1 protein-coding gene and 1 pseudogene are annotated in these 1,382 nt (G+C 60.8%); both read left to right on the top strand.

Annotated elements, in window-relative coordinates; genetic code table 11:
• Positions 1–609 precede the first annotated feature (609 nt).
• Complete coding sequence (locus ABD358_RS28295) at positions 610–984, top strand: hypothetical protein (protein ID WP_344634013.1); 375 nt, start codon at positions 610–612, stop codon at positions 982–984.
• Between the two features lie 298 nt (positions 985–1,282).
• Positions 1,283–1,382 (top strand): annotated as a pseudogene (locus ABD358_RS28300) (IS5/IS1182 family transposase); the annotation flags it as partial.

Raw genomic sequence — 1,382 nt, forward strand, 5'->3', positions numbered from 1 at the left:
CCGCAAGGCCCGGTGCAGCACCAACCGCATCGGGCGCACGGTCGCTGCCATTCACGCCATCGAGATCGCCTGGCACTCAGGGTGAGAAGCGTTCACTAGCTCCAGGAAAAACCAGTTCCAAACTATCATCGACGATGGGTTTCTATTTTGATGGGAAATAAAGATCCAAAGAACAGCAACCCCCGACCCCAAGAAATCCTTTCCAACTGGCACTCCTATAGCGATCAATGGATCTCAGAGGGGCAGAAAGCTATTGCGCCTGTCCCTGCTGGGAACCGTGTCGACGATTCCCTTGCCCGCCGACTTTCCAGAGGATGTCGGGCGGTTGGCGCCACCAGCATACTGATTGCGGAAGGAGAGGTTTTCTCGTCCACTTGTTCCTGGACCCGAATGGCACTGGGCGCAGCCGGTTCCAAGCTACTGGGACTCATGCCTCCTGTCCTGCTGACTGATGCGGACCTACACGGCGCAGTATTGTTCCCCATGCCTGGGTACGCGCTCGTAGCAGGCACCCCGCTCTTCCTGCGGAGGGCCGTACCAGAAGGAGTGGACGAGAGTCGGGCCCGCTTCGCCCGTTACGCACGTGCTGTGGAAAGAAGGTGGCCCGGCTTGCAGGCTGTGGCGCAGTCACTGCCTCCTCGCCACATCGCCTGGGCGCACGCTTGGGACGTTCCACCGGGAACTGGCGTTGCCCAGCAGGTGGATCTCATGCGGTCCTTTGTTGTCGGCAACTGCACCGGAGAGGATTTTGCACGCGGCTGGCTGAGGGCACGCCTCCTCTCTCTGGCCAACGACGAGAGGATTCGTGATCCGCTGGCCGCCGCTCTCGACCGCGTCTTCTTTCTGCTGGAAGATTATTCCATCGATCCGGACTTGAGAGAACCGGAGGATCTACCGGAAGACGACTTGAGGCAGGCCGTCCAGGAAGTAATGGAGGATTCCCAAGGATTTAGATCGCCACCAGAGGGTGGGAGTACCTGCTGAGGTTTCCCAGTTCGTTGGCCGAACCTCTTTCATCCCGTCCCGGGACAGTGAAGTGGCCTGGTCGGCGAGGGCGGTGACCGGGCCGACCCCCCGGCCTTGCGCCTGACTACCCCCAGACCAGCCGTCTCGACAAACTGCGTAATATCGTGTTGAACGAAGATGGCAAACCCTTGGGCTACGAGGACAGTGAGCGTTTTCCAACCTGGCGCTCGGACTGGTCAGTTGGGCTGACGGACAGGTGAAGCCCCTGGTAGATGGGTTTTCGACCAAGAAGAACCATCTCCACCAGAGGCTTCGCATGCTTGTCTACCCGTCCGGCGTCGACGTGTCCAGCTCTGCCCTGCGCTTCCTCTCCGCCCGCCTGCGGGAGCGCCGCCGTGCGCTCAAGACCCGCCGGC

It is taken from the genome of Streptomyces glaucosporus (assembly GCF_039533345.1).
GTDB lineage: Bacteria > Actinomycetota > Actinomycetes > Streptomycetales > Streptomycetaceae > Streptomyces > Streptomyces glaucosporus.